The sequence below is a fragment of the Arthrobacter sp. P1_B3 genome (genome assembly GCF_056406615.1).
This window is the reverse complement of record NZ_JBFTZV010000001.1, coordinates 160,178-185,132: the sequence shown is the minus strand read 5'-3', so window position 1 is coordinate 185,132 and position 24,955 is coordinate 160,178. Positions and strand designations below refer to the sequence as shown.

Here is a 24,955-nt window from a genome sequence, read left to right as displayed (position 1 = left end):
GCGCACCCGGCGCGCGGCCGCCGTCTTGAGAGAGGCGCAGTTATATGTAAGTATCTGCGTATGAATGCAGATAACAAAGCTTGCACCCTCACGGCGGACAGCCAGTACGTTGAACTGGCGGTGGAGGTTTTCGCCATGCTGGCCGACGCCACCCGGGTCAGGCTGATCCTGGCCCTGCGCCACGGCGAGCTGCCCGTCAACGTGCTCGCCGAAAAGGCGGGGAAATCGGCGGCTGCGGTTTCCCAGCATCTGGCCAAGATGCGGCTGGCGCGCATGGTCGCCACCCGGCAGGAAGGCACCAAGGTCTACTACCGCCTGCAGGACGGGCACGCCTGGCAGCTTGTGGCCGACGCGATTCACCAGGCCGAACACACCCTCGGCACAGCTCCGCATCACACCATCGCTCCGCACAGCCTCAAGAGGGAGGCCGGCGCATGAGCCAGCCGATGCATCCCGGCCACGACGTCCACCGGCACACGCACGCTTACTCTGAACACGGCGTTGGCAAGGGCGACCTTCAAGCTCACGACGGCGACCACCACCACGGCCCGCACGGGCATGTTCACGCGACCGGGTTCAAGGGGTGGCTGCAGGAGCTCTTCGTGCCGCACTCCCATGACTCGGCCGACTCGATCGACTCAGCCCTGGAGACCAGCTCCCAGGGCATTCGCGCCGTCAAGGTATCCCTGCTCGGGCTGGGGGCCACGTCGCTGTTCCAGCTGGTCATCGTGCTCGTCAGCGGCTCCGTGGCATTGCTGGCGGACACGGTCCACAATTTTTCCGATGCCCTGACCGCCGTGCCGCTGTGGATCGCTTTTCTGCTCGGACGCCGCCGCGCGACCCGGACGTTTACCTACGGGTTCGGTCGTGCCGAGGACCTCGCAGGGCTGTTCATCGTGGCGATGATCGCACTCTCGGCCGTCGTGGCCGCCGTCGAATCCCTCCGCCGCTTCTTTGAACCCCAGCCGGTCCAGAACCTGGGCTGGGTGCTCGCCGCCGGGCTGGTGGGCTTTGCCGGCAACGAACTCGTCGCGATCTACAGGATCCGCGTGGGACGACGGATCGGCTCCGCCGCGCTCGTGGCCGATGGCATTCACGCCCGCACCGACGGGTTCACCTCACTGGCCGTCGTCGCCGGAGTCATCGGCATATGGCTCGGGTTCCCCCTCGCGGACCCGATCGTGGGCCTGCTCATCTCCGCAGCAATCGCCGTGCTGCTGTGGGGAACCATTCGCGACATCGGGCGCCGGCTCATGGACGGCGTCGACCCGAACCTGACGGACCGCCTGGCAGCAGTTGTCACCGCCCACGCCCCCGAGGGCGCAACGTCCCGGCTGCGCTGGTCCGGCCACCGGCTCCACGTCGAGGTCTCCATCCCCATGACCGCGATCACCGCTTTAGGGGAACTTGCCACTCTCCACGACGAAATCGACCACGCCACCCGCCACGCACTCCCGAACGTGGGATCCGTGACAATGGTGCCCACGTTCACCCAGGCAGGGCCGGTCTAAAGCCTGCACGTCCGGCCCTGCACCCCGGCCGCTCCGAATCACTTTCAGAGACCACGAACAGAAGTGACCGCGGCTTCCCGCGGCTTCGGCCCGTGATCGGGTGCTGATTGATCTGTCCGGCTGGGCGAATCCGCGAAGGGTGCCCGGCTGGATCATTTCAGCGTCGAGGCGATGGCACGGACTGTCGGCCCTGGGTCCGGCGGCGGCCGGCAACCTCCCCACTGTCAGCGAAATACCAGTCGGATGGACCATTGACCGGCGACACTCACCGATATATCGTTAATTATCGCCGAAGGATCGGCGACCATCAGTGAGATTCAAGTGAAGTGGAAGGACGATGTTGTTATGAAAGGCAATCACGACGACAAATTAACGGACGGCGGACCCGCACTGGGACGCTTCGGGCGCGGCAGGAGCTGTCGCGGACCCCACGGACACGGCGGATTCGGGCCGGGCCGCGGGTTTGGGCCGGGTTTCGGGCCAGGATTCGGACCGGGTTTCGGACCGGGATTCGGTCCCGGCGGTTCGCGGCGGGCCAACAGGGGCGATGTTCGCTCCGCGATTCTCTCCCTCTTGGCCGAATCACCGTCCAACGGCTACGGCCTGATCAAGACAATTGCCGACAAGACGTCGGGAGCCTGGCGTCCGAGCCCGGGCTCCGTCTACCCGACGCTCCAGCAGCTCGTTGATGAGGAGCTGATCGCGCCCGTGGGTGACGGACGGCGCACCGAGTTCACCCTCACCGACGCGGGCAAGGCTTACGTGGCCGATCACGCCGAGGAGCTGGGGAACGCGTGGAACACCGATCCCCAAGGATCCGGGCCGGCGTTTCACCAGAGCGTGGGAAAGCTCATGGGAGTCATCCACCAGTTCCGCTTCTCGGCGACCGAGGAACAACGCACTGCCGCCATGGAAGTAATCGATGACACCCGCCGCGCGCTCTACCGCATCCTCGCCGACTAACACCCCCGTTTACGGCCCCGAGTTCCATGCGTTGGCTTCGGGCGCGGCCCCCTGCCAATGGTGCCAATGGCCCCTCCCGCAAATGACCCGGCAACAATATAGTTAGAGCCACACCCCGCAGCGGGAAAAGAGCGATGATGCGCGGAATAGGCAGGCGCCAATCTGGCGGGCGCGGAATAGGTCTGATCGGGACCGTGTATCTGGCCATCGGCGTCGTGGTCGCCGCCACCCACGGCTATCTAGTGGCCTGGAACATTCCCGGCAACATTGTGGAAGGCCTGGCGGCAATTATCCTCTGGCCCCTTGTAGCCATCTTCGGAGTGGATCTGCATACCCTGATCGCTTGATCCTGACAGGTTTCCCAGGGCCGCACGGTGGCCCCGGACCGCCGCAAATGGTGTCGGGTCATCGCCCCCACTTTCGGCACATCTGTCCCTACAATTAACTGTGGCCTCCATGGCATTCACGTCGCGGGGGCGACCAAATAAGGAGGATCATCATGGGCCTGGGTGACAAGATCCACAATGCCGCCGAGAAACTCCACGGCAAAGGCAAAGAGACGGCCGGCAAAGCCACCGGCGACGACAAGATGAAGGCAGAGGGCAAAAGCCATCACGTCAAAGCAGACCTGAAGCAGGCCGGCGAAAAAGTCAAGGACGCCTTCAAGAAACACTGAAAACAGGCCTCCGGAGGGCGGAGGTGCGATCCGTATCGCACCTCCGCCCCGGCCTTTTGACCACACAATCCAAGGACTTTCCCTAACGGAGCAGGTCGAGTGCCTCAAGGAGCCGCCCGACCGAGCCGCCGAGGTTCCACTCTTTGGCGAGACGCTCAAGATCGGCCCGGGAACCGCCGAGGACTGGGTGCAGTTGCGCGCCGGCCTCCTCGAGCGTCGGCAGTTCCAGGTCCCGCACGATCTTCACGACGGCGGGCGCGACCGCGAGGTAGTCCGCCGCCGCGGCGAGCTTCGACCGTACGGATGCGGAGAGCCCGCTTTCTGCGTCAGCGGCAGCCGCGAGCAGCCCGTCAAGCGTGCCGTACTCCCCGAGCAGCGACGCGGCGGTTTTCTCGCCGATGCCGGCGACGCCCGGCAACCCGTCGGAGCTGTCGCCGCGCAGGGTCGCGTAGTCGGCATACTGCCCGGGCAGCACGCGGTACTTGCCGACGACGACGGCGTCGGTCAGGACTTCGAGGTTCTTCATGCCGCGCGCGGTGTAGATCACCTGCACGTGGCGGGCGTCGTCGACGACCTGGAAGAGGTCGCGGTCGCCCGTCACCACGTCGACCGGAAGCTCGGCGTGGCTGGCGTAGGTGCCGATGACATCGTCGGCCTCATGCTCGACAGCCCCGACGACGGCGATGCCGGCGAGCCCGAGCACCCGGCGGATCATCGGAATCTGCGCCTCGAGCGCGTCCGGCACGATCTCCACATCGGGGGCGTCGGCCACCACCTCGGCAACTCGATGCGATTTGTAGCTCGGGATGAGGTCCACCCGCCACTGCGGACGCCAGTCGTCATCCCAGCACGCAATGAGGTGCGTCGCGCCGTAGTCGGTGGTCAGCCGCGCGATCATGTCGAGCAGCCCGCGGACGGCGTTCACCGGGGTGCCGTCGGCACGGCGGATGGTGTCGGGTACCCCGTAGAACGCGCGAAAGTACAGCGACGCGGTGTCGAGCAGCATCAGACGGTCGGTCATAACTGATCCTGACACGGAAACGTCGCGAATCAGGAACGGAGGCGCAGGCCGCGAAGCTTCTTCCCTGCCTTGCGGGCTTTCTTCTCCGTTTTCCGGGCAATGCGTTCTTCCATCTCCAGCAAACCCTGGAAGCCGAGGTCAGTGTCGGCGGTCAGGTCCGGGGTGGCCGCCAGTCTCCCCAGCAGGGCTGTTGCCATGACGCTGTCCTGATGGTCGCCGAGGACTGTCTGGAGCCGTCCAGCGGACTTCGTGAGTTTGACGGCGCGTTTGCCGTGGATTTCCGTGACCGATTCGCCCGCGTGGCGCAGGCGCTTGGCATCCTTTCGCACCTCGTGCAGCGCCGTGTCGCGGGAGGTCCGGCCGGCGGAGCGTTTGACGGCCCTCCGGGAACGCTCCACCCGCTCTGCTGCCCTGTTGACCAGCTTGGCCGTCACTTTGCGCCCTGGCCGGGAGCCTCGGCCTGGCGGCCAGCGCTAACCTGAACCCGGAACGCCGCTTCCCGTCCATGTTCGAACCGGTCCACGGCTCCGCGCCGGATATCGCCGGCAAGGGTATCAGTAACCCGATCGGCGCGATCGCCAGCGCCGCCCTGATGCTGGACCACTTCGGCCTGCACGAGGAAGCCCGCCGCATCGAGGCCGCCATCGAACAGACCACGGCCGCCGGCCACCTGACACGCGACGTCGGCGGCGAAGCCAACACCGATGACGTCACCGACGCCATCATCAAGGCCCTCGCCCACACCCTGGCCGCCGTCTAGCCAGACCACGTTCGGGCGGGCGGCGCCGCGCACCGTCGCCGCCGCCCGCCCGGCCCAGCTCTTTCATTCTTCAAACACCACCGGCAATCACATTCCACAATGAGGTAGGAATCATGGGACCCATCACCACCCCGGGCGCGGCAACGCCGGCCCCCAAGACACGCTGGTACAGGCAGCTGTACTTCTGGGTATTGACCGGAATCGTCCTCGGCATTCTCGTGGGCTGGCTCGCGCCCGCCGCCGGCATCGCCCTGGAACCGATCGGCACCACGTTCGTCAACGCCATGAGGATGCTGATCGGTCCCATCGTGTTCCTGACCATCGTCGGCGGCATCGCCAGCGTCGCGGACCTGAAAAAGGTCGGCATGACCGGCCTGAAGGCCCTGACGTACTTTCAGATCGGCACCATCTTCGCCCTGCTCTTCGGCCTGGTCGCCATCAACATCTTCCGCCTCGGCGAGGGCGTCAACGCCGACGCCAGCGCCATCAAGACCACGGACTCCGCGGCCAAGCTCATCGAAACCGGCGCCCACCAGGAATGGTGGCAGTTCCTGACCCACATCATCCCGACCAGCATCGCCGCGCCCTTCGTGGAGGGCGACATCCTCCAGATCATCTTCATCGCCGTGATCTTCGGCATCGCCCTGAACGCCACGGGCAAAGTCGGGGCGCCCGTCCTGGACGGGGTCCAGCGCCTCACCGGGGTCATGTTCAAGATCCTGGGCTTCATCATGAAAGCCGCCCCGCTGGGCGCGTTCGGCGCGATGGCCTTCGCCGTCGGCAAGTACGGCGTCTCGTCCCTCTCCAGCATGGGCGGGCTGATCGCCCTGTTCTACGCCACGTCGATCCTGTTCGTCGTCGTGGTCCTCGGATCCGTCATGGCCTTCCTGAAGCTGAACATCTTCAAGATGATCCGCCACCTCAAGGAGGAGTACCTGCTCATCCTTGGCACCTCCACCGCCGAACCGGCGCTGCCGGGCCTGATGCGCAAGCTTGAGCACGCAGGGGTCAAGAAGGAAACCGTCGGGCTCGTCGTTCCCACCGGCTACAGCTTCAACCTCGACGGCGCCGCCATCTACCTTTCGCTGGCCGCCGTCTACATCGCCCAGGCCACCAACACCGAGCTGACCATCGGCCAGCAGCTGGGCCTGATCGCGGTCATGCTGCTCACCTCCAAGGGCGCGGCCGGCGTCGCCGGCGGCGGCTTCATCGCCCTGACCGCCACCCTGGCCACCATCGGCACCATCCCGGCCGCCGGCATCATGCTCATCTTCGGCATCGACAAGTTCATGTCCGAATGCCGGGCCCTGGTGAACTTCACCGGCAACGCCGTCGCCACACTGTTCATCGCCTGGTGGGACCGGACGCTGGACGCGGACCGTGTCCGCCGAGTCTTCAACGGCGAAGTGGTTGAGCCCCTGCCCAGCGAGGATCCGACACCCCTCGACGAGTTCACGGACATCGCTGCTGACCTGACCGCCCACGATCCCCGCACGGCCAGTCCCCAGCACGCAGAACCGGCCGATGACGCCCCCGCCTCCAGTGATGACCGGCGCCCTGCCTACTCGAAAAGCATCTGACATGTTCACCACAACCGCCCCGAAACGCGTGCGAGCCCTGATCGCACCCGACAAGTTCAAGGGCAGCCTCACGGCCGGTGAGGTGGCCGATGCCCTGGCAGCAGGACTCCGTTCCGCCTCTGGTTTCACCGGCGCGGCCGGGACGATCCACTGCGAACTGCTTCCACTGGCGGACGGAGGTGACGGCAGCGTCGACGCCGCCGTCGCCTCCGGCTTCACCCGGCGCAGCTACACCGTCTCAGGACCCACCGGCCAGCCCGTCCAGGCCAGCATCGCGTTCGACGGCGCCACCGCCGTCGTCGAGGTGGCCAACACCTGCGGCCTGGGACTCCTGCCCGGCGGAACACTGGATCCGCTGGGTGCCTCCAGCCGCGGCTTCGGCGAAGCTGTCCTGTTCGCCCTCAGCCTGAAACCGGCCAGGATCGTTCTGGCCCTGGGCGGCAGCGCCAGCACGGACGGCGGCATGGGAATGCTCACCGCCCTCGGGTACAGCTTCCGGGACGCCGACGGCCGCCAGCTCTACGGCAGCGGCGGGGCGCTGGCACAGATCCACAGCATCCAGCGGACCGCCCTCCCCGAACTTGCCGACACCGAGCTCGTCGTCGCCAGCGACGTCCACAACCCGCTGCTCGGCGCCCACGGCGCACCGGCGGTCTTCGGCCCCCAAAAAGGCGCCGGACCCGAGGAGATCGCCTCTCTCGACAAGGGCCTCGAACATTTCGTCACCGGGCTCACAGCGGCGGGAATCACCGAGGCGGACCGGCTCGCCCAGCACGACGGCGCCGGCAGCGCCGGAGGAATCGGCTACGCGTGCCTGCTGCTCGGGGCAAAGCAGGTCTCCGGCGCCGACTACTTCCTGGACCTGCTGGACTTCAATGCCCGCAAGGACACCTGTGACGTCGTCGTCACCGGCGAAGGCAGCCTCGACGAGCAGACCCTTGCCGGGAAGCTGCCGGCGGCCGTCGCCCGGCGGTCCGGATCCCGTCCGGTCATCGCCGTCGCCGGCCGCTCCCTCCTGCCCCAGGAACGGTGGTCCGAAATGGACCTGACCCGGGTCTACACTCTGGCCGACTACACGGACCAGGATTCCGCCAATGACCCCGGCCTTTCCGCCGCGCTGCTCCGCCGGATCGGAAAGGACATCGGCTCCAGCCTGCTCTAGGCCTGACACACTGCACCACGCAGAAACGCCCGCCCGGGGCTATCCCGGGCGGGCGTTTCTGGACTCTCCGAAGGGGCGGCAGCTAGCCGATCAGCGCCAGCACGGCCCCGGCCGCAACCACTCCGCCGGCTTCGGTGCGGACGTCAGTGACAGTGCCGTCCCGGTGCGCGGAGACCTGGGTTTCCATCTTCATCGCTTCAAGGACCACAACCGGGTCCCCGGCCGATACCTCGGCGCCCGGCTCGACGAGCCACTTCACCACGGTCCCGGCCATGTCGGCGCGCAGCTCGCCCGGGTCGGCAGCGGAAGCACCGCCGTCGGACGCCGCTTCCACGGACACACCTGCGGGCAGCGGACTGCCAGAGCGTGCCCAGCCGTCCAGCAAGTCGGCCGGAAGGCCGACGGCGAGGCGCCGTCCGTCCACGTCGACGGTGATAGTGCGGCGTTCGCCGTCGGGCGCTGTGGTGCTGTAGTCGGGATCGGCGGGGATGGAGGCACTGTCCGCGAAGTCGGTTTCGATCCAGCGGGTGTGGATGCCCAGCCCGTCCTCGGACGTGAAGTCCGGGGACTCCAGCACTGCCCGGTGGAACGGCAGCACGGTGGCCACCCCGGTGATGCGCATTTCGGCGAGGGCCCGGCGGGCCCGACGCAGGGCCTGCTGGCGGTCCGCGCCGGTGACAATCAGCTTCGCGAGCAGGGAATCGAACTGCGGCGGGACGAAGGAGCCGGAGCGGACGCCGGTGTCGAGCCGGATGCCAGGGCCGGTGGGGCCGGCGAACTCGCCGATGGTCCCGGGCGAGGGCAGGAAGCCGCGGCCCACGTCCTCGGCGTTGAGCCGGAATTCGAAGGCGTGCCCGCGCGGCGCCGGGTCCTCGGCCAGGCGCAGCGGCTCCCCCGCGGCGATCCGAAACTGTTCCTGGACGAGGTCGATCCCCGTGGTTTCCTCGGTGATGGGGTGCTCCACCTGGAGCCGGGTGTTGACCTCGAGGAATGCCACCGTGCCATCCGCCGCGACCAGGAATTCCACCGTGCCGGCGCCGGAGTAGCCGGCCTCCCGGCAGACGGCCTTGGCGGCGTCGTAAATCAGCTTGGTCTGCTCGTCGCTGAGGAACGGCGCGGGAGCCTCCTCCAGGAGCTTCTGGTGCCGGCGCTGCAGTGAGCAGTCGCGGGTTCCGACGACCACGACGTTGCCGTGTGTGTCCGCCAGGACCTGCGCCTCCACGTGGCGCGGACGGTCCAGGTAGCGCTCCACGAAGCACTCGCCCCGGCCGAAGGCGGCCACTGCTTCACGGACGGCGGAGTCGAAGGCTTCCTCGACCTCGTCGATGACCCTGACCACCTTCATGCCGCGGCCGCCACCGCCGAAAGCGGCCTTGATGGCGATCGGCAGGCCGTGCTGTTCGGCGAAGGCCCGGGCTTCGGCAGCCGTGTCGACAGGACCGTCGCTGCCGGCCACCAAGGGGGCGCCGGCCCGGACGGCCGCGTCGCGGGCCGTGATCTTGTTGCCGAGCAGCCGGATTGCGTCCGGCGTCGGACCGATCCAGGTCAGTCCGGCGTCGAGGACGGCCTGGGCAAAGTCGGCGTTCTCGGAGAGGAAGCCGTAGCCGGGGTGGACGGCGTCCGCTCCGGACTCGGCCGCCACGGCGAGGAGCTTGGGGATGTTCAGGTACGTGTCCGCGGGCGAGTTGCCGTCCAGGCTGAAGGCTTCATCGGCGGCGGAGACGTGCAGGGCGTCGGCGTCGATGTCGGCGTAGACGGCGACGGACGCCAACTGCGCGTCGTCGCAGGCCCGGGCTATGCGGACCGCGATTTCTCCACGGTTTGCGATCAGGACCTTGCGCATCAGTTACTCGCTTCTTCTTCGGTGGTGACGTGTTCAGTGGTGCCGTGTTCGGCGCTGCGCTCAGTGGCGCTGTGTTCGGCCCAGCGGAAGCGGATCTTGCCGCCGATGGGGACCTGCGCGGCGAGGTCCAGCTGGGAGTCGACCACCACGGCGATCACGGGGTAGCCGCCGGTGATGGGATGATCGGCCAGGAAGAGCACGGGCAGCCCCTCCGGCGGGACCTGCAGGGCGCCCGCCACGGTGCCTTCGCTGGGCAGTTCGCCCTGGCGGCTGCGCTGCAGCGGGGTCCCATCAAGGCGCATGCCGACCCGGTTGGACTGCGGCAGCACGGACCAGTCCTGGGCGGTGAACGAGTCCAGCGCCGCCTGATCGAACCAGTCGGCGCGGGGACCGGGGACGACGTCGAGGACGGTCACCCCAGTGCCCGGGTAGTCCGGCTGCAGTTCGGGAGCCCCGACGACGCCGGATTCGGCTTCCCCACCGGCGGCCAGCACCTGCCCGGCGGCCAGGGGCGCCGGACCGATCCCGGACATCGTGTCGGTCGAGCGGCTGCCCAGCACCAGGGCTGTGTCCACCCCACCGCGGACCGCGAGATAGCTGCGGAAGCCGCTCTGCGGCGCGCCAAGGCTGAGCGTTTCACCGTCGAGCAGCGCGAACGGGGCGGCCATCGGCACCGCGCGGTGCCACGTTTCACCATCGCTGTCCGGCGCCGACTCGATACTCAGTGCCGACGGTGCGCCAGTGACGGCGAGGACCTGGTCGGCCACGGCCTGGACCTTGAGCCCCCCGGCGACGGTCTCGATGCCGGCCGCGGCGGGGGCGTTGCCGACGAGGCGGTTGGCCCGGCGCAGCGAGGCCCGGTCCAGTGCACCGGCGGCGGAGACGCCCAGGGCAGAGTGGCCATGGCGGCCCAGATCCTGGATCAGGCTCTGCAGACCGGGCGAAACGATCCGGAGTCCGCGGGCGACGTCCCCGGCACCCGGTTCCGGCACGGTGCCGGCATGCTCAGCCGCAGGCGCCGCGGCTGACTCCGCGACTGGCTCCGCGACGAGCACCGCATCCCGGACCGGCCGGAACTGCACCCGGTGACCGGGGGCGGCCAGGGCGGGCTGGTCCCGGTCCAGGTCCCACATCCGGGCGTTGGTGCGCCCGATCAGCTGCCAGCCGCCCGGGGAACGGCGCGGGTACACGGCCGAATAGTTGCCGGCCAGCGCCACGGAACCTGCGGGCACGGCGGTGCGCGGCGAGCTGCGCCGGGGCACCTCCAGCTGCTGGTTCTCCCCCACCATGTATCCGAATCCGGGCGCAAAGCCGGCGAAGGCCACGGTCCAGATCTGGCCGGAGTGGGCGGCGATCACACCCTCCGTTCCGAGGCCGGTGAGCCGCCCGACCTCGGCGAGGTCCTCGCCGTCGTACACGGTGTCGATAACCACCAGTTCGCCGTCGAGCTGCACCGGTGCGGTGAGGTCGAGCTGCAGCAGCCGGGCGGCGATGCGCCGGGCCGAGGCCGGGGAATCGGCCCTGACCAGGACGGTCTCGGCCGCGGCCAGGACGTCCTGCTGGCCCGGCAACGGCTTCTCCAGCAGCAGCGCCTGCAGGGCAAGCACATCCTGCGTGCCGGAGAGCTCGGCCAGGACCGCGCGCGTTCCCACGGCCCGCACGGAGCGGACTCTGTGAACTGTTGCGTTCTCTACCTTCGGGGGTTCCCCTGCTGTCTCAATCACGAGTGCCTCACTCATTGTGCCGGTGCCGGTGGACAGATCCGCTGCATAGGATCCAAAGTGCTCAGGCGTGGGCATCCTGCAGGAGCCGCTCTTCTTCGTCGGTATGCGGGTTGCGCCCGATGGCCAGCCCGATCACCGTCACGATCGAGGCGACCGCGAGGTAGCCAGCGATCAGGAACCAGTTGCCGCTAGCGGCGAAGAGGGCGGTGAAGACCAACGGTGCGATGGCGCCGCCGACCACGCCGGCCAGGGTGTAAGCCAGCGAGCTGCCGGCGTAGCGCAGCCGGGCCGGGAACTGCTCGGTGATGTATGCGGCCTGCGGGCCGTACATGAAGGCGTGGAAGGCCAGCCCGATCACGATGCCGACGGTCAGCGTGACGACCGACTTGTCCTGGATCATGACGAAGAACAGCGGGATGTAAATGGCGGTTCCGACGGCGGCGATGCCGTATACGAGGCGGCGGTTGATGCGGTCCGTGAGGGCGCCCGCCGCGGGGATCAGGACCAGCTGGAAGGCGGAGCCGATCAGGATGGCGGTCAGTACGTTGCTGGTGCTCATGCCCAGTTGCTTGGTGGCGTAGACGGCCATGAAGACGGTAAGCAGGGAGTACAGCACGTCCGGGCTGATGCGGGACAGGGCGGCGGACACGAGGGCGCGCGGCTCCTTGGTGAAGACCTCCTTGATGGGGGCCTTGGGCTGTTCGCCGTGGGCCTGGATGGCCTTGAAGACGGGGGTTTCCTCAAGCTTCAGCCGGATCAGCAGGCCGAAGCCCACCAACAAGGCCGAGGCGAGGAAGGCCACACGCCAGCCCCAGGAGAGGAAGTCTTCGTTGCTGAGGGTCGCGGCGAGCACGGCCAGGACGCCGTTGGCCATCAGGTTGCCGGCGGGCGGGCCGATCTGCGCGGCGGAAGACCAGAAGCCGCGCCGCTTGGCGTCGCCGAATTCGCTCGAGAGCAGGACGGCACCGCCCCATTCGCCGCCGACGCCGATGCCCTGTGCCAGGCGCAGCAACACGAGGATGATGGGAGCGGCTATACCGATGGTGGCGTAGCCCGGGAGCACGCCGATCACCACCGTTGCGATGCCGATCAGCAGCAGGGTGGTCACGAGGACGTGCTTGCGGCCGATCTTGTCACCGAGCCGGCCGAAGATCACGCCGCCGATGGGACGGGCGAGGTAGCCTACCGCAAAGGTCGAGAAGGACAGCAGCAGCCCGACGTATTCGTCGTTGCCCGGGAAGAAGACCTTGGGGAACACCAAGGCCGAGGCCACGGAGTAGATCGCGAAGTCGTAGTACTCCAGCGAAGTGCCGGTGAGGCTCGCGACGTAGGCCTTGAGGGCGCCTGGCGGGATCCTCCTCTTGCCGGCGGCCGGGGTGGCCTGATGCGGTGCTGCAGTCATGGTTTTCCTCCAGGTGTGCGGGTGCTGCCTGTTGCTTGGGTGTGAGTGCGGGTGATCCCGGCGGAACCGGGGATGAAGCAGGTGTTGCTTCGGCTTAGACGAAGGCGGCGGTGGTGATGTCCGCGGCGTTGAGCGCTTCGCGGACAGCGGCGGCCATGGTGACGGCTCCCGGGGAGTCGCCGTGCACGCAGATGCTTTCGGCGCGGATTTTCAGGATGGAGCCGTCGATAGTGCGGACGGCGGAATCGGTGGCCATTCGGAGGACATGCTCAGTGACGAGAGCGGGGTCCTCCAGCACGGCTCCGGGGAGCGTACGGGATACCAGGGTGCCGTCCGGGTTGTAAGCGCGGTCGGCAAAGGCTTCGGTGACCGCGCGGAGGCCGGCGGCCTCGGCGAGGCGCAGCACTTCCGAGCCCGGCAGGCCCAGGATCGGCAGGTTAGGGTCAACGGACTTCACGGCGTCGACGACGGCCTGCGCCTGGGCGGTGTGCGAGACGATGGCGTTGTAGAGGCCGCCGTGCGGCTTCACGTACCTGACCGTGCCGCCCTCGACGGCGGCCAGCGCCTGCAGCGCACCGATCTGGTAGACGACGTCGTCCGCCAGTTCGATCGGGTCGATGTCGAGGAAACGGCGGCCAAACCCGGCGAGATCGCGGTAGCCGACGTGGGCGCCGATCACGACACCCGCAGCCACGGCCTCGCGGCAGGTCCGGCGGATGACGCTGGGATCCCCCGCGTGGAATCCGCAAGCCACGTTGGCGCTGGAGACCGAGCGGAACATCGCCGTGTCGTCGCCTAGGGTCCAGCGTCCGAAAGACTCGCCAACGTCGCTGTTCAGGTCGATGGTTGCCATTTGTGATCCTCGTCTCATGATAGCCCCCTACTAGGATGCATCAATTTCTCCGATTGTTCAACAATCCGACGATTTAAAGTAGGAACAATCGTGTAGATTCGGCACTATGACGACTTCCGAAGCAGCTGCCGGTCCCGCCCTGGCCGCGGCTGCGGCGCGGCTGCGGGTGGCCGTTCCTTCCGTGGCGGACCGGGTGGCAGCCGAACTGCGCCTGCAACTGGCGGAGGGCCTGCTCCTGCCGGGAGCCCGGCTCACGGAATCGACCATCGCCGAAGACCTGGGCGTTTCGCGCAACACGGTCCGCGAGGCGTTCGCCGAACTTGCGGCCGAGCGCCTGGTGGTCCGGCACCCGAACCGGGGTGTCTTTGTGGCCAGTCTGGAGGCGGGCGACATCCACGACGTCTACACGGTGCGCCGCGCTATTGAAGTCAGCGCGATCAGCGGCGGCGGCAGTCCGGAGCGGGTGGCCGCGGTCCGCGCGGCTGTGGAAGAGGGCAAAGCCGCGGCGGCCGCCAACGACGAGGAGGGCCTGGGCAACGCCAACCAGCATTTCCATGGCGCGATCGTTGCCCTGGCCGGAAGCCGGCGGCTGGACACGATCATGTCCCAGGTCCTGGCCGAGATGCGGCTGTTCTTCCACAAGGCCACCGTGGATGCGCATTTCTACCGGGGCTATCTGCCGGACAACGAGGAAATCTGCAGCGCCCTGGAGGCCGGGGACCTGGACCGCGCCGGGGAGCTGCTGCTGGCCTATTTGAACCGGTCAGAGGAGCGCCAGGCCGCCGTCCACGGCGAGTGAGCGCGCCGGACTTGGACGCTCGGCGACGCGCGTTCAGCCTGGCGACGCGCTAATTTCCTCGCGACGCCGGGATTCCCGTGTCGGGAGGAAATTTGCGCGTCGCAGGACATTCTGCGCGTCGAAAGATACCCGCGCAAAAACGAGCGACCCGGGTTGGCCTCCTGAAGGCCAACCCGGGTCGCAGCAGTCTGCGGTATCCCGCGCTAGTTTCCGGCCGGTACCGGGACCGGACGCTCCTCCGCCGGCCTCCCGGCGTCGGCATCCGCCGCGGGCGGGGTTTTCAGCTTGAGGCGCTGAATGATCGAGGCCCCGCCGCCCTTGCCGCTGCGGTTCTTGTTGAAGATGTCGAAGCCGACGGCGAGGAGCAGCACCAGGCCCTTGATGAGCTGCTGGTAGTCGGTGCCGAGGCCCAGGATCGACATGCCGTTGTTGAGGACACCCATGATGAGGCCACCGATCATGGCCCCTGCAACGGTTCCGATGCCGCCTGTGACTGCGGCGCCGCCGATGAACGCCGCCGCGATGGCGTCCAGTTCGAAGCCTGTGCCGCCGGCCGGCTGGGCGGAGTTGAGCCGGGCCGTGAACACGAGGCCGGCCAGTGCGGCAAGGACGCCCATGTTCACGAACAGCCGGAAGGTGACGGCCTTGGTCTTGATGCCGGACAGCTCAGCAGCGTGGAGATTGCCGCCGAGCGCGTAGGTGTGCCGGCCGAAGACGCTGTTGTTCATCAGGGCCGTGTAGACGATCACCAGGACCGCCAGCACGATCAGGACGATCGGGGTGCCCCGGTAGCTGGCGAGCAGGAAGGTGATGGTCAGCATGAGCAGGGCAATGAACGCGGTCTTGGTGGCGAACCAGGCCATTGGCTCGTTCTCGAGTTCGAACTTCTTGCGGATCCGGCGTTCCTTGACGGCCTGGATCACGAGCGCCAAGGTGGCGCCGACGCCAAGGATGACCGTCAGCCACTCCAGAACCGACGTGCCGCCGGAAATGTCCGGCAGGAAGCCGCCGCCCAGCGCCCGCAGTTCGCCCGGGAACGGCGTGATCTGCTGGTTCTTGAGAACGATCAGTGTCAGGCCGCGGAAAATCAGCATCCCGGCGAGGGTGACGATGAAGGCGGGAATGCCGACGTACGCGATCCAGTAGCCCTGCCAGGCACCCACCAGCGCGCCGACCAGCAGGCAGGCCGGGATGGCGAGCCACCAGTCCCATCCCCAGTGCACGATCATGACACCGGCGCAGGCGCCGATGAAGCCGGCGACCGAACCCACGGACAGGTCGATGTGGCCGGCGATGATCACCATCACCATGCCGATGGCCAGGATCAGGATGTAGCTGTTCTGGACCACCAGGTTGGTGACGTTCTGCGGCTGCAGCAGGATCCCGTCCGTCAGGATCTGGAACAGCAGGACGATCAGGATCAGGGCGACAAAGATGCCGACCTGGCGGAGGCGGCTTGCCAGGAAGCCCAGGGATTCTCGGAGGGCGGACATGTTCGCTATTCCTTCTCTTTGGTCATGTAGTGCATGAGGGTTTCCTGCGATGCTTCGGCGATCGGGACCTCGCCGGTGATGTGCCCGGCGGACAGGGCGTAGATCCTGTCGCAGATGCCCAGCAGTTCGGGAAGTTCGGAGGAGATCACAATGACCGCCTTTCCTTCCGCGGCCAGCTTCGCGATGATCGTGTAGATCTCAAACTTCGCGCCGACGTCGATCCCCCGGGTCGGTTCGTCGAGGATCAGCACGTCCGGGTCGGAGAACATCCACTTGCTCAACACGACCTTCTGCTGGTTGCCGCCGGACAACTTGCCCGTGATGGCGGCAACCGACGGAGCCTTGATATTCATGCTCTTCCGGTAGTCGTTGGCCACCACAGTTTCCTGGTTCTTGTCCACCCAGCCGCCCTTGACCAGCTTGCGCAGCGCGGCCATGGAAACGTTGCGTTTGATGTCCTCGATGAGGTTCAGGCCGTAGAGCTTGCGGTCCTCGGTGGCGTAGGCGATGCCGTGCTTGATTGCCTCCGAGACGGTGGAAGTGTTGATTTCCGTGCCGTGCTTGAACACTTTCCCCGACGTTGCGGTGCCGTAGCTGCGCCCGAAGACGCTCATGGCCAGCTCCGTCCTGCCGGCACCCATTAGTCCGGCAAGCCCCACGACTTCCCCCTTGCGGACGTTGAGGCTGGCGTTGTTGACCACCATCCGGCTGTAGTCCTGCGGGTGCCGGACGGACCAGTCCTCGATCCGCAGGACTTCCTCGCCAATCCGTGGTTCCCGGTCCGGATACAGGCTTTCCAGGTCCCGGCCCACCATTGCGCGGATAATGCGTTCCTGGGTGATCTCGCCGTCGCCCAGGCGGAGGGTTTCGATCGTCTTGCCGTCGCGGATGACTGTGACGGCGTCCGCAACTTTGCGGATTTCGTTGAGCTTGTGGCTGATGATGATGCTGGTGACACCCTGGCCCTTCAGGTGCAGGATCAGGTCCAGCAGGTGGCTCGAGTCCTCGTCGTTGAGGGCCGCCGTCGGTTCGTCGAGAATAAGGAGTTTGACCTCCTTCGAGAGTGCCTTTGCGATTTCCACGAGCTGCTGCTTGCCCACGCTGATGTGCTGGACGGGGGTGACCGGGTTTTCACTCAGGCCCACCCGGGCCAGGAGTTTCGCGGCTTCCAGGTTGGTCTTGCGCCAGTCCACCCAGCCGCGCTTGGCCTGTTCGTTGCCGAGGTAGATGTTCTCGGCGATCGACAGGTAAGGGCTCAGGGCCAGCTCCTGGTGAATGATCACGATTCCGCGCTTCTCGCTGTCGCTGATGCTGGAGAAGTTGCAGGGTTCGTTTTCGAAGAGAATGTCGCCGTCGAAGGAGCTGTGCGGGTAGACGCCGGACAGCACCTTCATCAGGGTGGATTTGCCGGCGCCGTTTTCACCGCAGATGGCATGGACTTCGCCGCGGTTCACCTGCAGGGTGACGTCCTGGAGGGCCTTCACGCCCGGGAAGGTCTTGGTGATTCCTCGCATTTGAAGAATGGGTGTGTTCATCGCCAATTCTCACTGACTGGTAGTACTTGGGACGTCCTGCGGCTGCAGGGGTCTACGGGAAGGGTGGCGGCCCGGACTCGACGCGGCCCGCCACCCTTCGAGGTGGCTACTTGACGTCGGCCGCGGTGTAGTAACCGGAGTCGATGAGTTCCTTCTTGTAGTTCTCATTCGTGATGATCACGGACTTGAGCAGGTACGCAGGGACTACCTTGACCTTGTTGTCATAGGTCTTGGTGTCGTTGACCTCGGGTTCCTGTCCCTTCAGGAGGGCGTCGACCATCTTCACGGCCTGGGCTCCGAGCTGGCGGGTGTCCTTGAAGATCGTGGAGTACTGCTCGCCGGCGGTGATGGACTTCACCGAACCCTTTTCGGCGTCCTGGCCGGTGACGATCGGCAGGCTTCCCTTGGCGTAGCCGCCGGTGCTGGTCAGGGCCGAGATGATGCCGATGGAGAGGCCGTCATACGGGGAGAGGACGCCGTCGAGCTTGGTGCCGGAGCTGTAGGCGGCCGTGAGGATGTCCTCCATGCGCTTCTGGGCCACGGGGGCCTGCCAGCGCAGGATGGCAGCCTGCTCAAACTTGGTCTGGCCGCTGGGCACCTTCAGGGTTCCGGCGTCCAGGTACGGCTTGAGGGTGTCCATGGCGCCGGTCCAGAAGAAGTTGGCGTTGTTGTCATCCGGGCTGCCGGCGAAGAGCTCCACATTGAACGGGCCCTTGCCTTCGACCTTGTTGCCGCTGGCGTCAACAAGGCCCAGGCCGGTCAGCAGCGAAGTGGCCTGCTGCACGCCCACCGTGTAGTTGTCGAAGGTGGTGTAGAAGTCGACGTTCGGAGTGCCGTTGATGAGCCGGTCGTAGGCGATGACCTTGACGTTCTGTTCTTTCGCCTTGGCGAGGACGTCGGTCAGCGTGGTGCCGTCGATGGCCGCGACGATCAGGGCTTTGGCGCCCTTGGTGAGCATGTTCTCGATCTGGGACACCTGCGTGGGGATGTCGTCATTGGCGTACTGCAGGTCAGCCTTGTACCCTAGCTTCGTCAAGGAGTCCGAGACGTTCTTGCCGTCGGCGATCCACCGTTCCGAAGTCTGCGTCGGCATCGAGATCCCGACGAGGGAACCGGCAGCATCGGCACTGGCGGCCGGGGCGGCCGTGCCGGGCCGGCTGCCGCACCCTGTGGCCCCTACGGTCACAGCGAGGACAACCGCAACGGCGCCCAGGAGTTTCCTGATCTTCACAATTTTCTCCTTCCGCGGACCCATAGTCCGCGAAGTTGCTCCTGATCGCAGTCCTGCACGTCATTGTGCCCCTGCGGGGCTTTAACATCGGGAGGATTGCGGAGGTCTGAATAGAACGGGGATTCAGCCGGTAAGGGAACCGCGGCCGATTGTTATCGCTAACAATATGATCAAAGATAGCTTCTCGAAACATGTGAGTCAACGCACATCCGACGATTTACCCCCTTCGACTGACGGCGTGAGATCTGGCCGTCAGTCGGCAAAGATGCGCCAGGTCGCGTCGTGTGAGGCTCCGGGTTCGAGCCGCACGAGGTCCGTGCCGGTGTTGAAGGCGTCCGGCGGGCAGGTCATGGGTTCCACGGCGAGCCCCAGCCGGTCGGGTATCGGCGGCTGCTTGTCGGCGGTGTGGACCTGCAGCCAGGCGCAGCTGCGATCCCAGGCCAGGCCGACGCCGGCCCCGCCCGGGTCCCGGAGCACAACGTGTGCCTGCCCACCGCCGTCGAACACAATGTCGGTGAAAGCGTGGTCGATCTGGGTCGCACCGATGACGCGGGCGGTGCGGAAGTCGTACTCGTGACCGTCAACGGGCCGGGTGGTGACCGGCAGCAACCGGTCGGGCGTCACCTCAAGGAACGTCCGCGCCGGGACCTCGAGGGTCCATTCGTCCAGCGGAGCCGGTCCTGCCAGCAGGTAGGGGTGCGGACAGACCCCGTAGGGCGCCGCGCGCTCCCCCACATTGGAAGCCGTGATTCTCGTGTGCAGGCCGCCGCCGTCAAGCCGGTAGCGCGCTGTGATCGACAGCGCGAAGGGGTAGCCGGGCACCGGCTCGATGGCGCAGGAGAGCTCCACGGCGGATTCCGTCCGGAACTCCATCTTCCAGTCAAGCTCCGGGGTAAAGCCGTGCAGGGCGCACTGCCGGCCGGGCTCATTGACGGGCACCAGGTAGTCCACGCCGTCGAAGGTGTACCTGCCGTCAGGAATCCGGTTCGGCCACGGCGCAACGACGACGCCGCGGAAGTCCGGGTTGGGCCCGCCCGCCGGGAACGGGACGATCAGGTCCCGTTCCCTGTGCCGCAGTTCCCGCACCGCCGCACCGCGGGCGGTGATGAGCGCGGAGTATTCCCCGTGCCGGAGCCCGAATTCGTCCCCGGTCACAGACCGCCGGCCAGTTTGTAGTAGGCGGCGTTCCAGGCCAGTTCCTTCTTGAATCCCCGGATGGTTGTGCCGTCGTCGATGGTCAGCAGTTCGGTTTGGGCGATCTCGGCGAAGTCCTCGAAGACGTCCATGCCGACGGCGGTGGAGAGGACGGTGTGGTGGGCGGCCCCGGCGGTCAGCCAGGCGGCCGCGGAGGTGGCGAAGTCCGGCTTGGGCGACCAGAGGGCGCGGGCCACCGGCAGGTTGGGCAGCGGCTCCTCGAGGTCCACGACGTCGACGGCGTTGGCCACGAGGCGGAAGCGGTCGCGCATATCGGACAGCGCCACCACGACGCCGGGGCCGGCGTCGGTGTCGAAGACCATGCGGACCGGGTCTTCCTTGCCGCCGATGCCGAGCGGGTGGATTTCCACGCGGGGCGTGGTGGCGGTCAGGGACGGGCAGACCTCGAGCATGTGGGCGCCCAGGATTTTCTCCTGGCCCGGGACCAGATGGTAGGTGTAGTCCTCCATGAGCGAGGCGCCGCCGGGGAGCCCGGCGCCCATGACCTTGGCGGCGCGGACCAGGATGGCGGTTTTCCAGTCGCCCTCGGCGCCGAAGCCGTAGCCGTCGGCCATGAGCCGCTGCACGGCCATGCCCGGCAGCTGGCGGAGTGCGCCGAGGTCTTCGAAAGAGGTGGTGAAGGCCGCGGAGCCGTTGGCCTCGAGGAAGCTGCGCAGGCCCAGTTCGATCCGGGCGCTGTAGCGCAGCGACTCGTGCCGGGCTCCGCCGGCCCGAAGTTCGGGGGCCACGTCGTAGAGCCGCTCGTATTCGGCGACGAGGGTGTCGACGTCGGATTCTTCCGCGCCGTGCACGGCGTCGGCGAGTTCGTTGACGGACCAGGTGTTGACCGAGACGCCGAAGCGCAGCTCGGCCTCGGTCTTGTCCCCTTCGGTGACGGCAACATTGCGCATGTTGTCGCCGAAGCGGGTCAGTTTGAGGGTCCGGACGGCGGCCCAGCCCGCCGAGGCGCGCTGCCAGGATCCGACCTGGCGGGAGACCTCGGGGTTGGACACGTGCCCCACCACGGTCTTGCGGGGAATGCCGAGGCGGGACTGGATGTAGCCGAACTCGCGGTCGCCGTGCGCGGCCTGGTTCAGGTTCATGAAGTCGAAGTCGATGTCCGCCCAGGGCAGTTCGGCGTTGGCCTGGGTGTGCAGGTGCAGCAGCGGTTTGCGGAGCAGGTCCAGGCCCTGGATCCACATCTTGGCCGGGCTGAAGGTGTGCATCCAGGCGGTCACGCCGATCACGGCGTCGTCGGAATTCGCTTCCAGGGCGGTGCGGCGGATGGCATCCGAGTCGGTGAGCACGGGCTTCCAGACGATTTTCACCGGGACATCGGCGGCGGCGTTCAGCGCGTCGGCGATCTCCTGCGACTGGGCGGCGACCTGCTTGAGGACGTCCTCGCCGTAGAGGTGCTGGCTGCCGGTGAGGAACCAGACCTCGTACTGCTCAAGGGACGTGTTGTTGGCGTTGGACATGTTTTCTCCTGACGAAGGCGAAGGGCGACCGCGGTTTCGCGGCCTGGCGGCTTGGGTTTTGGGCCTGGCGGCCTGGTTTATTGGGCCTAGCGGCCGTAGACGTTCTGGTAGCGGGCGTAGAGCGAGTCGATCTGGGCCGGATCGATCGGCAGGGGCTCGCCGAGCTGGCGGGACACGTGGACCGTCTTGGCCACCTCCTCGCACATCACTGCGGCTTTCACGGCGGAGCGGGCATCCTTGCCCACCGTGAAGGGCCCGTGGTTCTGCATCAGCACGGCGGGAGAGGTGGACTGGACCAGAGTGTCCACGATGCCCTGCCCGATCGAGTCGTCCCCGATCAGCGCGAACGGGCCCACCGGGATCGTCCCGCCGAACTCATCCCCCATCATGGTCAGCACGCAGGGGATCGGCTCTCCCCGGGCAGCCCAGGCCGTGGCGTAGGTCGAATGGGTGTGCACCACTCCCCCGACCTCGGGCATATGCCGGTAAACGTAGGCGTGTGCCGCGGTGTCCGAGGACGGCGACAGGGCCGGGTTGCGCCATTCGACGGTCCCGCCGGCGGCGCCGTCTCCGGCGGGAACTGAGCTGACCGGGGTGCCGTGCAGGTCGGTAACCACCATGAGCTCAGGCGTCAGCTCGTCGTAGGAGACGCCCGAAGGCTTGATGACCATGAGCTCGTAACCGGGGATGCGGGCCGAGACATTGCCGGCCGTCCACACCACCAGCCCGTAGCGGGTCAGCTCCGAGTGCAGTGTGCAGACTTCCTGCCGGATGCGGGCAATGGTCTCCAGCAGCGCGCTCATGCCGGCACTCCTTCGGTGAGGAGGGTCTTGGTGACGAGGGGCCGGACAGCATTGCGCTGGATCGCCTTGAGCCGGTGCATGACCTCGTTCGCTCCCCTGCCAAAGTAGTCGTGCAGGGTCCGGTACTCCCGGAAGAGTTCCTCGTAGGCCGCGACGTTCTCCGGGATCGGCGTGTAGACGGCGCCCGGCGCCGAGCCCATCGCGGCCGCAGCCACCCTGATGTTCGGGTACTTTCCGGCAGCGACGGCGGCGTGGATGGCCGAACCCAGGGCCGGCCCCTGCGCCGATCCGATGGTGGAGAGCTGCAGACCTGTGACATCGGCATAGATCTGCATGAGCAGCTCGTTCTTCAAGAGCCCGCCGGCGACGATGAACTCCTTCACCGGCACCCCTGAGTCACGGAAGGCGTCCACGATGGTCCGGGTGCCGAAAGCCGTGGCCTCCAGAAGCGCCCGGTAAACGTCCTCCGGGCGGGTGGCCAGCGTCTGGCCGACAACCAGGGCGGAGAGTTCGTGGTCCACCAGCACGGAACGGTTTCCCGAGTGCCAGTCGAGCGCGATCAGGCCGTGCTGCCCGATCGCCTGGCCGGACGCGAGTTCGGTGAGATATTCGTGGATACCCAGTCCGGCAGCTTTGGCGCCCTGGTGGTATTCCGGCGGAACGCCGTTCCTGGTGAACCAGCCGAAGATGTCCCCCACCCCGCTCTGCCCGGCCTCGTAGCCCCAGAGGCCGTCCACGATCCCGCCGTCGACGACGCCGCACATGCCGGGCACTTCCCGCAGTTCATCGCCGTTCAGAACGTGGCAGGTGGAGGTTCCCATGATGGCCACCAGCTGGCCCGGCTCCACCGCTTTGGCGGCCGGGGCGGTGACGTGCGCGTCCACATTGCCCACCGCGACGGCGATCCCCTCGGGCAGTCCGGTCCAGGCGGCGGCTTCGGCGGTCAGGCGGCCCGCCGCGTCGCCAAGGCGGCCGATGGTGTGCTGGAGTTTAGCGCTAACAAAATCCTTGAATTCCGGGTTCAGGGCGGCCAGGAACTCTTCGGACGGGTAGCGCCCGTCCTGGTAGATCCCCTTGTACCCGGCCGTGCAGGCGTTGCGGACGTAGTCGCCGCAGAGCTGCCAGACGATCCAGTCCGCGGCTTCCACCCAGCGGTCCATCGCGGCGTAGCTCTCCGGGTCTTCCTCGAGCAGCTGCAGTCCTTTGGCGAATTCCCATTCGGAGGAGATCAGCCCGCCGTAGCGCGGCAGCCAGCTTTCGCCCCGTTCGGCGGCGAGGGCGTTGATGCGGTCCGCCTGCGGCTGCGCGGCGTGGTGCCGCCAGAGCTTCACATAGGAGTGCGGCCTGTCCGCAAAGCCCGGCAGTTCACTGAGCGGGGTGCCGTCGGCCTTGACCGGAACCATGGTGCAGGCCGTGAAGTCCGTCGCGATCCCCACGACGGCGGCCGGATCGATGCCGGCGTCGGCGATCGCCGCTGGCACAGCGTGTCGCAGGACCTCCCGGTAGTCATCGGGCACCTGGAGTGCCCATTCGCCCGGAAGCCGGATGCCGGCGACGCCCGCTGTGTCCTCCGGAAGCTCGCCGGTGACCACGGCATGCGGGTAGTCGAAAACTCCGCTGCCCAGTTCCTTGCCGTCCCGGACCCGGACGACGACGGCCCGCCCGGAAAGCGTGCCGTAGTCCACGCCAATGACAAATTTTTCGGTTCCGTCCACTGAGACGTCCATCAAATCCTCCAATAGGTTCCGCAACGTTGCGACCTCCCTTATTGTTAGCGCTAACAAAGATACTGTCAAGAAGTGCTGGCAGGCATAGCCGGAAACGGAGGGCTTCGGCCCTTAGGAGGGCAGGGGCCGCGGCGCGGTGCTGGCGCGCACCACGAGCTCAGGTTTGACCACCAGGGCGCCGCTGGTGGCATCGTCCTCGATCTGGGCGCGTATCAGGTCCATGCAGCGCTTTCCGAGTTCCTCGAAGTCCTGCCGCACGGTAGTCAGCGGCGGCATGAAGTAGGCGGATTCGGGCTGGTCGTCGAAGCCGACCAGGGAGACGTCTTCCGGCACGCGGATGCCCTTTTCGCCGAACGCCCGCAGCAGTCCGAGCGCCATCTGGTCGTTGCTGACAAACACCGCGGTGGCGCTGCGCTGCTCTGCCAGCTGCTGCCCGATCCGGTACCCGCTGCCCGCACTCCAGTCCCCCTCGACCAGAAGTTCGTCGGAGAGGCCGGCTTCCGCCAGCTCCTCGCGCCACCCGTCAACCCGGGCTTTGCCGTCCACCCAGTCCAGCGGTCCGGAGACATGCCCGATCTGCTGGTGGCCCAGGCTGATCAGATGGGCGACGGCCAGCCGCGCCCCCAGCTTCTGGTCGACCATTGCGCCGCTCAGCCGCCCTTCCCCGGTTCCGCCGACGACAATCACCGGAAGATCCAGGTTCAGGTCCTCGAGCACCTGAAGTGTCCCGTCGTGCGGCACGATCACGATCATTCCGTCCGCGCCCTGGTCCGTCAGATGGCGCACAGCATCGGAAATGGCCTTCGCCCCGGCCCCCTTGATCGCGGCAATGCTCACGAAATACCCTGCTTCCCGGGCGGCTTGCTGGACCCCTAGCAGGGTATTCGCAGGGCCGTACTGCCCGAGCTCGGAGGCGAGGACGCCGATGGTCTGGGTGCGCCGGGTCACCAGACTCCGAGCGGCCGTGTTGCGCCGGTAGCCGAGTTCGGCGATCGCTGCCTCGACCCGCGACCTTGTTGCCGTGCTGACGTTCGGGTGGTTGTTGATCACCCGCGACACAGTCTGATGGGAAACCTTGGCCAGCGCTGCGACGTCTTCGAGCCGCGGCTGCCGCCGGTCGTTGCTGTTCCCCATGCGAGGCCCCTTCCGCTCCGATGCGTCCACCGGCTTGAAATCAAACTATAGGAGGGCATTGGACGC

General features: G+C 67.0%; 22 protein-coding genes and 1 pseudogene. 9 read left to right on the top strand and 14 right to left on the bottom strand.

Annotated features, from left to right (window positions below):
- The first annotated feature begins 60 nt into the window (after positions 1–60).
- The 5 genes from AC1D2F_RS00860 to AC1D2F_RS00840 all read left to right on the top strand — a co-directional run bounded on the left by AC1D2F_RS00860 (position 61) and on the right by AC1D2F_RS00840 (position 3,150).
- Positions 61–438, top strand: a complete 378-nt coding sequence (locus AC1D2F_RS00860; RefSeq protein WP_229993565.1) for an ArsR/SmtB family transcription factor — start codon at positions 61–63, stop codon at positions 436–438.
- Positions 435–1,511, top strand: coding sequence for a cation diffusion facilitator family transporter (locus tag AC1D2F_RS00855; protein ID WP_476966001.1), 1,077 nt, complete (start codon positions 435–437; stop codon positions 1,509–1,511). The genes AC1D2F_RS00860 and AC1D2F_RS00855 overlap by 4 nt, the downstream gene beginning before the upstream one ends.
- Positions 1,512–1,856: 345 nt before the next feature.
- Complete coding sequence (locus tag AC1D2F_RS00850) at positions 1,857–2,474, top strand: PadR family transcriptional regulator (protein ID WP_229993563.1); 618 nt, start codon at positions 1,857–1,859, stop codon at positions 2,472–2,474.
- A gap of 194 nt (positions 2,475–2,668) precedes the next feature.
- Positions 2,669–2,821 (top strand): hypothetical protein, encoded by a 153-nt coding sequence (locus AC1D2F_RS00845; RefSeq protein ID WP_229993562.1) that lies wholly within the window; start codon positions 2,669–2,671, stop codon positions 2,819–2,821.
- A 152-nt stretch (positions 2,822–2,973) separates the two neighbouring features.
- Positions 2,974–3,150, top strand: a complete 177-nt coding sequence (locus AC1D2F_RS00840) for a CsbD family protein (protein ID WP_229993561.1) — start codon at positions 2,974–2,976, stop codon at positions 3,148–3,150.
- Between the two features lie 82 nt (positions 3,151–3,232).
- On the opposite strand, the gene AC1D2F_RS00835 is transcribed toward AC1D2F_RS00840, so the two are convergent.
- Both AC1D2F_RS00835 and AC1D2F_RS00830 read right to left on the bottom strand, forming a co-directional pair.
- A complete protein-coding gene (locus AC1D2F_RS00835) occupies positions 3,233–4,171 on the bottom strand; it encodes a 5'-3' exonuclease (RefSeq protein WP_229993560.1) in 939 nt (312 codons plus the stop codon).
- A gap of 29 nt (positions 4,172–4,200) precedes the next feature.
- Positions 4,201–4,605 carry a CHAD domain-containing protein gene (locus tag AC1D2F_RS00830; RefSeq protein ID WP_476966000.1) on the bottom strand — a complete coding sequence of 135 codons (405 nt, stop codon included), beginning with the start codon at positions 4,603–4,605 and terminating at the stop codon, positions 4,201–4,203.
- Positions 4,606–4,610: 5 nt separating this feature from the next.
- Between AC1D2F_RS00830 and AC1D2F_RS00825 the strand changes: the two are divergent.
- The 3 genes and pseudogenes from AC1D2F_RS00825 to AC1D2F_RS00815 form a co-directional block, all read left to right on the top strand.
- Positions 4,611–4,931, top strand: a pseudogene (locus AC1D2F_RS00825) (isocitrate/isopropylmalate family dehydrogenase); the annotation flags it as partial.
- Positions 4,932–5,044: 113 nt separating this feature from the next.
- A complete protein-coding gene (gene dctA, locus AC1D2F_RS00820) occupies positions 5,045–6,511 on the top strand; it encodes a C4-dicarboxylate transporter DctA (protein WP_229993556.1) in 1,467 nt (488 codons plus the stop codon).
- A gap of 1 nt (position 6,512) precedes the next feature.
- The gene (locus AC1D2F_RS00815; RefSeq protein WP_476965999.1) at positions 6,513–7,673 is read left to right on the top strand and encodes a glycerate kinase; all 1,161 of its coding nucleotides are present in this window, start codon (positions 6,513–6,515) and stop codon (positions 7,671–7,673) included.
- Between the two features lie 82 nt (positions 7,674–7,755).
- On the opposite strand, the gene AC1D2F_RS00810 is transcribed toward AC1D2F_RS00815, so the two are convergent.
- The 4 genes from AC1D2F_RS00810 to AC1D2F_RS00795 form a co-directional block, all read right to left on the bottom strand.
- Complete coding sequence (locus AC1D2F_RS00810) at positions 7,756–9,516, bottom strand: acetyl/propionyl/methylcrotonyl-CoA carboxylase subunit alpha (RefSeq protein ID WP_476965998.1); 1,761 nt, start codon at positions 9,514–9,516, stop codon at positions 7,756–7,758.
- Positions 9,516–11,237, bottom strand: coding sequence for a 5-oxoprolinase subunit B/C family protein (locus AC1D2F_RS00805; protein WP_476966097.1), 1,722 nt, complete (start codon positions 11,235–11,237; stop codon positions 9,516–9,518). Before AC1D2F_RS00805 ends, AC1D2F_RS00810 begins: the two co-directional genes overlap by 1 nt.
- A 64-nt stretch (positions 11,238–11,301) precedes the next feature.
- A complete protein-coding gene (locus AC1D2F_RS00800; protein WP_229993553.1) occupies positions 11,302–12,642 on the bottom strand; it encodes an MFS transporter in 1,341 nt (446 codons plus the stop codon).
- 94 nt (positions 12,643–12,736) lie between these two features.
- The gene (locus AC1D2F_RS00795; protein ID WP_476965997.1) at positions 12,737–13,495 is read right to left on the bottom strand and encodes a LamB/YcsF family protein; all 759 of its coding nucleotides are present in this window, start codon (positions 13,493–13,495) and stop codon (positions 12,737–12,739) included.
- 106 nt (positions 13,496–13,601) lie between these two features.
- Between AC1D2F_RS00795 and AC1D2F_RS00790 the strand changes: the two genes are divergently transcribed.
- Positions 13,602–14,294 carry a GntR family transcriptional regulator gene (locus AC1D2F_RS00790; RefSeq protein ID WP_229993551.1) on the top strand — a complete coding sequence of 231 codons (693 nt, stop codon included), beginning with the start codon at positions 13,602–13,604 and terminating at the stop codon, positions 14,292–14,294.
- A 203-nt stretch (positions 14,295–14,497) separates the two neighbouring features.
- On the opposite strand, the gene mmsB is transcribed toward AC1D2F_RS00790, so the two are convergent.
- The 8 genes from mmsB to AC1D2F_RS00750 all read right to left on the bottom strand — a co-directional run bounded on the left by mmsB (position 14,498) and on the right by AC1D2F_RS00750 (position 24,889).
- Complete coding sequence (gene mmsB, locus AC1D2F_RS00785; protein ID WP_229993550.1) at positions 14,498–15,787, bottom strand: multiple monosaccharide ABC transporter permease; 1,290 nt, start codon at positions 15,785–15,787, stop codon at positions 14,498–14,500.
- Positions 15,788–15,792: 5 nt separating this feature from the next.
- The gene (gene mmsA, locus AC1D2F_RS00780) at positions 15,793–17,322 is read right to left on the bottom strand and encodes a multiple monosaccharide ABC transporter ATP-binding protein (protein WP_364746707.1); all 1,530 of its coding nucleotides are present in this window, start codon (positions 17,320–17,322) and stop codon (positions 15,793–15,795) included.
- 106 nt (positions 17,323–17,428) lie between these two features.
- Positions 17,429–18,553 carry a multiple monosaccharide ABC transporter substrate-binding protein gene (gene chvE / locus AC1D2F_RS00775; protein WP_364746705.1) on the bottom strand — a complete coding sequence of 375 codons (1,125 nt, stop codon included), beginning with the start codon at positions 18,551–18,553 and terminating at the stop codon, positions 17,429–17,431.
- A gap of 252 nt (positions 18,554–18,805) precedes the next feature.
- Positions 18,806–19,708, bottom strand: coding sequence for an aldose 1-epimerase family protein (locus tag AC1D2F_RS00770; RefSeq protein ID WP_476965996.1), 903 nt, complete (start codon positions 19,706–19,708; stop codon positions 18,806–18,808).
- Positions 19,705–21,225 carry an L-arabinose isomerase gene (gene araA, locus AC1D2F_RS00765; RefSeq protein ID WP_229993546.1) on the bottom strand — a complete coding sequence of 507 codons (1,521 nt, stop codon included), beginning with the start codon at positions 21,223–21,225 and terminating at the stop codon, positions 19,705–19,707. Before araA ends, AC1D2F_RS00770 begins: the two co-directional genes overlap by 4 nt.
- 86 nt (positions 21,226–21,311) lie before the next feature.
- Positions 21,312–22,028 carry an L-ribulose-5-phosphate 4-epimerase gene (locus tag AC1D2F_RS00760; RefSeq protein WP_229993545.1) on the bottom strand — a complete coding sequence of 239 codons (717 nt, stop codon included), beginning with the start codon at positions 22,026–22,028 and terminating at the stop codon, positions 21,312–21,314.
- Entirely contained in the window at positions 22,025–23,755 is a 1,731-nt protein-coding gene (gene araB, locus AC1D2F_RS00755; protein WP_229993544.1) for a ribulokinase, read from the bottom strand. The genes AC1D2F_RS00760 and araB overlap by 4 nt, the downstream gene beginning before the upstream one ends.
- A gap of 111 nt (positions 23,756–23,866) precedes the next feature.
- The gene (locus AC1D2F_RS00750; RefSeq protein ID WP_229993543.1) at positions 23,867–24,889 is read right to left on the bottom strand and encodes a LacI family DNA-binding transcriptional regulator; all 1,023 of its coding nucleotides are present in this window, start codon (positions 24,887–24,889) and stop codon (positions 23,867–23,869) included.
- Between the last annotated feature and the right edge of the window lie 66 nt (positions 24,890–24,955).